At 46.7% G+C, this 8,841-nt stretch carries 5 protein-coding genes; 2 read left to right on the forward strand and 3 right to left on the reverse strand.

Features of this window, described 5'->3' with window-relative positions; translation table 11 throughout:
• Window positions 1-136 precede the first annotated feature (136 nt).
• Window positions 137-604, forward strand: a complete 468-nt coding sequence (locus PN462_RS22145; RefSeq protein ID WP_272131026.1) for a methyltransferase domain-containing protein — start codon at window positions 137-139, stop codon at window positions 602-604.
• 619 nt (window positions 605-1,223) lie between these two features.
• Window positions 1,224-2,192: a polysaccharide deacetylase family protein gene (locus PN462_RS22150; protein ID WP_272131027.1), complete on the forward strand. Its 969-nt coding sequence runs from the start codon at window positions 1,224-1,226 to the stop codon at window positions 2,190-2,192.
• A gap of 71 nt (window positions 2,193-2,263) precedes the next feature.
• Here PN462_RS22150 and PN462_RS22155 read toward each other — a convergent pair whose 3' ends face one another.
• From PN462_RS22155 to PN462_RS22165, 3 genes are read right to left on the reverse strand one after another with little or no spacing between them, the layout of a single operon-like run.
• Complete coding sequence (locus PN462_RS22155; RefSeq protein ID WP_272131028.1) at window positions 2,264-4,288, reverse strand: adenylate/guanylate cyclase domain-containing protein; 2,025 nt, start codon at window positions 4,286-4,288, stop codon at window positions 2,264-2,266.
• A 16-nt stretch (window positions 4,289-4,304) separates the two neighbouring features.
• Window positions 4,305-4,823, reverse strand: coding sequence for a Rab family GTPase (locus PN462_RS22160; RefSeq protein ID WP_272131029.1), 519 nt, complete (start codon window positions 4,821-4,823; stop codon window positions 4,305-4,307).
• Between the two features lie 11 nt (window positions 4,824-4,834).
• Entirely contained in the window at window positions 4,835-8,626 is a 3,792-nt protein-coding gene (locus tag PN462_RS22165) for an OmpA family protein (protein ID WP_272131030.1), read from the reverse strand.
• Between the last annotated feature and the right edge of the window lie 215 nt (window positions 8,627-8,841).

The raw sequence follows: 8,841 nt of genomic DNA on the forward strand, positions 1-8,841 counted from the left end.
AGAAGGCAGAAGGCAGAAGGCAGAAGGCAGAGGGCAGAAGGCAGAAGGCAGGAAGCAGAGGGCAGAAGGAAAGCTCACGGAATGGGAGGGGAGAGATATGGTACAAAGGGAATACTCGAACAGCAGATGATGAACCGTGAAACCTGATATTGGCTATATTCCCACACCTGCCGACACCTTCACAACGATTTTAGAGTTAGCCCAATTAACCCCTAATGATATTTTCTACGATCTGGGGTGTGGTGCAGGAAATTTACTCATTGCGGCGGTGCAAAAATCTGGGTGTCGGGGAGTGGGGGTTGATATTGATCCCCAGCAAATTGCGGCGGCCCGACAGCAGGCCGAGCAGAGTCCAAGGCGCGATCGCTTGTCCTTCCATCAAGGCAACCTGTTCACCGCCAATCTCCGGTCCGCCACCGTCGTCTTTCTCTATCTCCTCCCCCACCTCAACCTCCGTCTCCGGCCTCAGCTTTTCGGGCAACTCCAACCCCAAACCCGTATTATTTCCCATCAATTTGATCTGGGAGACTGGCCCCCCAAACAAGTGATCAAATTACCTAATTCTGAAGAAGAATCTACGCTCTATTACTGGGAAATTTCTTAACCTTTGCCCACCCAGATCGTGATCCCCAGAGTGATCCCCATAATCACTTCAACTTAGCCGCCCTTCGCCTCGATCAGCTTTACATTTTTCAACAAAATTTAGCGCGATTCTGAAACATTCCGGATATGATTTTAAGCGAGTGCTAAAGAAATCAGATAGACCTTGACTTAGACAGGGTACAGTGATTTCCTATTCACTGAGAAATCATCTAGCTAGCGCGATCAAGATTGTTGGGAGCATCAGCAACAAACTCAACCAGAGACAGGGGATCCCGCACCCCGACTCTTGAAGCAGTCAACCCACCTCAGTCTAAACAGACGAGGTTCGGTGATCTCCAACAGTAAACGGTGTCAACCCAAGACGGACTGAGCTTTCCTAAGCCGTTGTTTTCCTCATTCTCCGCCAGGAACTCTCTCGGCATAAATAAATCTCTATTCTTAAAGGGGTAATTCCTAGAGCCTGTGTGAGCCGAGAGGGAACTGAGGCGAAGCGGGGGTGAAGCCAACCCCATTCCCGTCAAACAGCGTAGGAAGCAGTGGTATAGAGTCTTAGGGAAACTCCAACCAACTCACTCGACCAATCATTGATTCAATCCTTTTTTCCAGTCCCATAACCTGGGATGTCCAAACTTACCAAGTTTTTATCCATGAAAGGCGTAAGGCAACAAAAGCAGGATTCTCAAACCGGGTTAGTGCAGTGGCAGCATTCTCTCCTAACCTCGAAATTAAGAAAAATTACTTTAATGGCTGCCGCCTTGAGTCTTTTAGCAGGATTTAGCCTTCCGACCAGTCGGGCTGCAAATCTAAATCTTATGAAAAATGGTTGGCGGCCCGAAACCAAGAGTAACTTGACCCTGGGTTTAGAGGGACTGTCCAGTTTAGCGTCTAATGCGCTGACTCAACAAACGGCAGAACTCGAAGCGATCGCCCGTCATAGCAATTTTACCGTTCCTCCCGAATTCCAAGGCAAAACCATTCACAAAGTCCCCTTAAAAAGTGGCCGTAAGGTTATTGCACTCACCTTTGATGATGGCCCGATCCCCAAATTCACCAATGAAGTTCTCTACATTTTGCAGCATTACAATGTAAAAGCCACCTTTTTCCTCTTAGGGCAAAATGTTCAGAAATATCCAGAACGAGTCCGCCAACTCCATTTAAAAGGCCATGCCTTAGCCAATCATAGTTGGAGTCACCCCTATCACAAACAAAGCGAAGCCGGGGCGGCCCATCAAATTGATAATACCTCTGCATGGATTCAAAAAGCCTCTGGGGTGAGAAGTGTTCTCTTTCGTCCCCCTGGCGGCTATTTAGAGAACGGTTTAGCCAGTTATGCAGCGAAAAAGGGGCAAGTGGTGGTGATGTGGTCTGCCGACTCCAAGGATTATTATGCCTCGTCTCAGACTATTGTCAAAAATGTCTTGAGTCAAGCGAGTCCAGGGGGGATTGTCTTATTACATGATGGCGGAGGAGACCGACAAAAAACCATCCATGCTCTCCCTACCATTATCAAAGAGTTGAAAAAACAGGGTTATGAGTTTGTCACTGTCCCCGAATTACTAGAGTTATCCCAGAATGAAATGAGAGGATAATTAGTTGATAGTTGATAGTTGATAGTTGATAATAATTACTGTTCCCTTTTTTACCAATTACCAATTACCAATTACCGACCAACAAGCAAATAAGTGGTCATCTCCCCTTTTCCCTTAATCGAGATGACCCCTCGTTTTTCTAGACGGTATTGGGATTTAAGATGCTCATAGGTGGCCGCAGTGACTTGGATACATCCGGAAATTCCGTGGGACTCCATACGACTGGCCGTATTCACCGTATCTCCCCAGAGATCATAAATAAATTTTTTCGTGCCAATCACTCCGGCCACTACTGATCCCGTATTAATGCCCATGCGAATCTGAAACTGTTGTCCCGTTTCTTGATTAATTTGTTTAATGGTGTCCCGCATATCTAACGCCATTTCTGCAATAGCAGAGGCATGATCTGTGCGAGGAGTTGGTAAACCTCCCACCACCATATAGGCATCCCCAATGGTTTTAATTTTCTCTAGGTTATGTCGTTCGGTGAGTTGATCAAATTGTGAGAAAATCACGTTTAATTGTTCCACAATGGCAATAGGAGGTAGATCACTGGCAATCTCGGTAAACCCCACTAAATCCGCAAATAATACCGTTACCTCATCGAAATTATCCGCGATGGTTTGGGTGTCCTCTTTCAGTCGTTCGGCAATGGGTTGAGGCAAGATATTGAGTAATAAACTTTCGGTTTTTTCCTGTTGTTCCCATAATGCTTTTTCTGCTTCTTTGCGCTTAATAAACTGTCCCAGTTGATTTCCTGTGGCGGCCATCATTTGTAGGAGGTTTTGATCTGGGGGGAGTTGCTCTCGGCCAAAAAAGGACATTACGCCTAACATTTCATTGCCACTTTGTATGGGGAAGGCAAAGGCACTTTGTAATCCCACTTTCGATGCACCGGATTCTTCGCCAAAGTCCACATCTCGACTCAGATCACTGATCCATTGGGGAATTCCCCGCACCCAGACTCGGCCAGCTAATCCTACTCCTGCTTGTAACAGCACACGATTGGTTTGGTCAACAAATCGTTGAAAGATGGGAGCGTTATTACTCCAAAAGTCCACTCGTTGGAGGTAGGGGGAGGAAGTGGGGAGGGAGGCCACTTCTTCGGAATAGAGGGCATTGGGGGAGAGGAGGGGAATGGGTTTACTTATTCCTGCTTGTAGGGGAAGCCACAATTCACCAATATCCCATTCTAGGTTTTCGCCAATGGCGGCTAAGATGTTGTGAGTGGCGGTTTCGAGGCCGGTGGATTCTGAGAGAATGTTGGCGATCGCATATTGAGTAGCTAACCGTTGTTGGGTCCGTCGTCGCTCTGTAATATCTCGACCAATATAGACAATTTCCGGGGTGAGACTATGGGGGTTGCCGTCTCCGTGGGTTTCGGTTTGAATCCCGGAACAAGAAAAAGCCACAATAATTTTTGTTCCGGCTTTGGTTTGACAAATGAGTTCTAAATTTCGGGATAATTCTCCCTGTTGTTGGAGAATCTGGGGAAGTTCGAGGAGTTGTTGTTCCCCCTCAAGAATAAACTCAAAAAAGGATTCATGGACTAATTCATCTTGGCAATAGCCTAATAATTTTTCGGTGGCATGGTTAACGGTGGTGATGGTGTGTTGAGTATCGGTGACAATTAACGCATCAGCAATAGAAGAAACAATGCGATTAATATAATTTCTAGAGGCCGTGAGTGCAGTGAGCAATAAGTTAGTTTCGTTGGTACTTTGGACTAAGGTTTGCTCAAGCTGCATTTTTTCGGTCACATCTTCAACAAAGAGAACTAAATAATTCTCTCCCTGTGGACCGCTATATTTTTGAAAATAAAGGTCAATATATTGATCGGGATGGGTGGGAGTAGTGCGAGAAATGCCTTTGAGATCAAACCCTGGTTGGTGTCCCGCTAAAACCCCCTCAAAAATCGCTTCACAGCCAATAATTTCCGGGAAACTTTCTCGAATATCTTGGTTAACCGCAAAACTATCTTCTGCTTCGATAAATTGAAGCACTCCTAGAGAAAAATCCCGAACTATCAAATCAGCATCCAGCACGATATACTGAACATGAGGAGGGATAAAAATCTGCTCATTAAAACTCGACATTTACCCAACTTTCCATTTATTCTGACAGCATCATTCCTTCAGCCAATTCATAGAAAATTTCCTCAACATCCTTTCCTGTTTTTGCTGAAGTTCCGTAAGTATCTAGCACCCTAGACTGTTGAGAAAACGGCTCTACTTGCAGAAATTTATCTAATTTCTCTGGAGTAATTAAATCAACTTTATTTAGCGCAACAATTACCCACCCCTGTTGATTGATTGAGAAAAATAAATCGAGATGATTTTTTAGATTTTGAATGGTTTCAGGCCGTTTCACATCCGCCACCATAATAGCACCTTTTGCCCCTTGTAAGTAACTGGGAGCGATGCTTTTAAATTGGGTTTGTCCTTCAATATCCCAAATTAATAACTCAATGGAACGTGATTCCGTCAATTTTACTAATTTACGAGAGAGTTTAACCCCTACCGTTGACAAATAGTCATCACTAAACTGATTATCCACAAAACGACGGATCAAGCTGGTTTTTCCAACCGCAAAATCTCCCACTAGACAAATTTTCTTGGCAGTTGTACCCATAATTTTAATAACTAAGATGCTTCTTTTGAGACCAGTTCAAAGCGAACGCACCGACTTAAATCTTCATTGTCTTTGTCAACATCGGGAGGCGGTCCGACTATCCCTTCAATTTCGAGGCGACTAGAGTCAATGCCACCATTTTCGAGGACTTGCTGAACTGTGATCGCGCGTTCCGCGGCCAACGACTGGTTTAACTCCTTCTCTCCGGACAAATCCGTATGACCAATCATCTTTAATTGTAAATCGGGATTACTCTCCAAAAACTGGCGAATAGGAGCAATTTTACCGCGAATCTCACCCTGATTAAGCTGGCCAGACCCTTTCGCAAAATAAATCCGTTCCTGCAACACCGCCGGAAGCAGTTGTTGACTATTAACCTCCTTCACCCCCGGCAGTTTCTCATAGGACTCCACAATAAAATCATAATCATCAGGATTAGAAAACGTCCCCCGCACGATCGCCTGCTCCGTCCCATAGGCCGCCGTAACATCAATATCAGGATCACGATTAATAATCGACGTAACCAACTCAATGGCCGTAGCCACCCAGGCCGCATCCGGAGGCACTTGAACCACCGTAATTTGATTATCAATAGTCAAATTCGGATCAACCCCCTCCACCATCTGCGCCGCATTATTCTTAACCGTCATCGAAGGGACCCGGCCTTGCAAAGTAACCTCTGTCCCCTCCACCTCAGCATTAATGGGAGTATAACTCATGGGATCAAGATCACTAAGCGCATCAGCGATTTTCTGTTCCTTGCGATGCTCCAAGAAACCACTCACCAATCCCGTCCCAAAAAAGCCCACCAGAATCAGCAAAATCAATCCCCCAATCACCAACAGCGCGACAGGTTTCTTCTTCGGTGGATGTTGACTCGGCAGTTCCGCCAAATTGGTGAGACGATCTGAAATATCACTAGGAACAGTCTCCTGATCCCCATCAAAAGACTCAATCACATCCCCATGCTGTTGGACAATAGCCATCATCGTCTGACGAATCTTCTGGAGATACGACGACTCCGGAACCCCCTTCACCACAACCGCCAGATAACAATATCCCGCCACCTCCAACATAATCCGCGAATCCCCATACTCAATCTCATTTAACTCCGAAATTGTTCCAGAATCCGCCACACAGTCATTCACAAAGCTACGAATTGCCGTCAGCATCCCCGCCATCATATTCGACTCTAAACGATGCTCAAAAGACGGTTGATACTCCGCAATCACCAACCCCGACGCTTTCTGAATCAAGAAAATCGCCTGCACCGTAATCGGTTGCGACTCCCGTAAAATCAACTCCGCTTCCGAGACTCCCTGAATCTTCGCCCGGATTTTGCGAGTATATTTTTCAATACTCAAGGTGGACTCCACCTTTTCATTCACCGTACTCACCCATTCGGCCATATATCGAGACACCGTATTCCCGATCACCGGATAGAGAGCATCCACCATCGCATCCCGTTCTAAATCAATCTGGCGTTTAATCGCTCGTCCCATTTCCGGACCCAAGGTTTGAGAAATCGAGTCCCGTTCCAGTTTAATTTGTTCTTGAATCGCCACCGCAATTTCCGGCGCAATAGCCCTAGCAATTTGTCGCGGTGAAGTTCTGATCTCCTCCTCAATGGCCGCCGGAATTAACGTGGCCATCGCTCGTCCCATCGCTTCTCGGTTTTGCTGCGTCCGTTGTTGGATAATCTTATCAATCACCGGACTGGCCGCCTCCAGAATTACCTCCTGGGACATTTCCACCTTCATCTTGAGCAACTGCACCATTAACGGGACAAGGGGGTTAATAACCTCCGTAGGTTCATACATCTGTTTTTCCAGACTCGATAACTTATTCTCTAACGTACTCACCAACTGCTTTAACTGTTTCACCTCAGACTCATTCAATGAATAAGACTCCGCGGCCTCCGTCACTGCGGCCAAGGTACTCTTATGTGGGGTGGGAGAGGAGCTTCTCTGGGTAAGCGGAACAACATTCGTGTTAGCTGCTGGAGTCTGCGTTTCCGTCTGTAAAACCGTCTCTGGAGTCTCTGGTTGAGTTTCTTCCCCAAAAGGTTGAGTCGGAGATACCCACCGAGTTTCCTCCGGTGTCTCTTGGGTTTCTTCTACCGCAGGTTGAGCAGGAGATACCCACCGAGTTTCCTCTGGTGTCTCCTGGGTTTGGGAGTCTTCTAGAGACGGTGGAGAGGAAAACATCGACGGACTTTCCTCTGGTGTCTCTTGCTGCGGTTGAGTTTCTTCTACCGCAGGTTGAGGAGGTTTTACCGTCTCAGGAGGAGTCGTTTTTGCTTGTTGCTGCTTCTGTTGCTGCTTTTGTTGTTGCTTTCTCTGTAACGACTGTAACGACTCTGCTAGAGAAGCATAGTCCATCTCAGGAGACCCTTGGGACTCCTTAGAAGGAGTTTCCTGAGAAGGTTCAGGGGAAGACACTTCCTCATCTTCCGGTAACTCAGGAGGAGAAATTTTAGGCGGTTCTGAGAGCAATAAACTGCGAATATCCTTCAACGGATCATTTAATTCATCCCCTTTAGAGCGAAATAGAGAGGAGATAGACGCATCAGCTTTTTTCCGGTCTGTTTTACTCCCAAAAAAGGGTTTTTCTGTTTTCTGTTTCTTTTGTGCAACAGGTTGGTTCGGTTTGGAGTCCGCAGGGGGAGAGGAGGGTTTTGCTTTTGAGGTGGTTTTTGATTTTGAGGTGGTTTTTGAAGTTCCAAAAGGTTTACGAGGAGGAGGAGGGGGTGGGGTTTTTCTTTGAGGAGTGGCCGAGGGTTTCCGAGAGGAGGAAACGGTTGGAGAGGGTTTAGGTTTAGGGGGTTGTTGTTCCTCATTCTCAGCCACTGAGGGAGACTCTTGGGGTTTTGCGGGTTGCTGTTCCTCATTCTCAGCCACTGAGGGAGACTCTTGGGGTTTTGCGGGTTGTTGTTCCTCATTCTCAGCCACTGAGGGAGATGCTTGGGGTTGAGTGGGTTGTTGTTCCTCATTCTCAGCCACTTGGGGAGACTCTGGGGAGGTCTCTGGTTGAGGGGGAGAGGATTGGAAAATTGAGGGAGTTTCTGGAGAGGTTTCCCCTTGCTGAGTGTCAGAGGAGGGAGGGGTGGGAGTGTTTTGGGGTTGTGCGGGTTTCTGGGGTTGAGAGGCAGAAAGTTTAGAGGACTTTTTCTGTTTTTTCGGTTTCTGGGGTTGAGAGGCAGAAAGTTTAGAGGACTTTTTCTGTTTTTTCGGTTGTGGTTGTTCCGTAGGGGAAACCGTCGGAGAGGGTTGGGAAGTTTCTGGTTGAGAGGGAGAAGACGGAGAAGCAGAGGACGCATCTGTGGAAGAATCGAATAACCAATCCTCCTCTAAGTTGTCCTCAGAAGGGGAAGGAGAAGGCGGTTGGAAGCGAGAAATGCGTTGGGTTAAGTCTGCTGGGGACTGGTCACTTTTAGCGGTTGAGGCAGGTTTGGAGGGTTTGGAAGGTTTTGCAGATTTCGAGGGGTTTGAGTCTTGAGAGTCTTCTAAAATCAGTTGTTCTAAGTCATTCAGAACCCCGCTTAACGCATTGGGTTGTGGGTTAGAGGGTTTGGACTCGGCGGGAGGTTGAGGGGTTTCGAGTTCGTCTTCGGAGTCTTCAGGTGGGGTGAAGGCGTTTTCTGGCGGCACAAAGTCGTCGTTCTCTGTGTCGTCCCATAGTTCTATTAAATCATCCCAAGGATCGGCAATAATGGGGGTTTCTTGCCCTTTTTGCTGACCATTTTCAGGGGGATTATTATTTTCTGTTTCGGGGTTCTGTTTGTTATTTTCTGGAAAAATCATAACGCCGCCATCTCCGTCCGTTATTCACCACAACAACCAACTACTTACACAGGATCGCATCTACATTGTATTGAAACAAATGGGTGATGGGTAATTGGTGATGGGTAATGGGTAAGGGGCATTGGTGACAAGTTAAGGTGAGATATCCTATTGTCAAGAGAGATGGGGAGGATGGGGAGGATGGGGAGGATGGGGAGGATGGGGAAGTATTAACA

This window comes from Spirulina sp. CS-785/01 (assembly GCF_028330525.1).
Classification (GTDB): domain Bacteria; phylum Cyanobacteriota; class Cyanobacteriia; order Cyanobacteriales; family Spirulinaceae; genus JAQMSD01.